This window comes from Bartonella sp. AP58NXGY (assembly GCF_042195785.1).
Classification (GTDB): Bacteria; Pseudomonadota; Alphaproteobacteria; order Rhizobiales; family Rhizobiaceae; genus Bartonella.
This window is the reverse complement of the sequence record NZ_JBHIOY010000335.1, coordinates 374-623: the sequence shown is the minus strand read 5'-3', so window position 1 is coordinate 623 and position 250 is coordinate 374. Positions and strand designations below refer to the sequence as shown.

1 protein-coding gene is annotated in these 250 nt (G+C 40.8%); it reads right to left on the bottom strand.

What is annotated here, in order from left to right:
* On the bottom strand, window positions 1-198 hold a 198-nt coding region (locus ACFINC_RS11255), incomplete at its 3' end, for a sensor N-terminal transmembrane domain-containing protein (RefSeq protein ID WP_375617259.1).
* Window positions 199-250 lie beyond the last annotated feature (52 nt).

Here is a 250-nt window from a genome sequence, read left to right as displayed (position 1 = left end):
GTATAAAATGCCTGTAACCAGAACGGCAAGGGCAGCAATGTTTAAGATAACAATGCGACGCGTGAGACTGGAAAAAAGCAATTGTCTAAAAAGACGTTGTATTCGAAGGTGTAAACGAGCAAACATAAGAAATGGCGCTGAGGATATACCGTTAGGGGCTGTTTTTTTAAGAGTTTCCAGTTGAGAGTTGTCTGTCATCGATTTGATTGCCGTTCAAATTTTTGCGACAAAGCAGTTTTACACCTCGTGA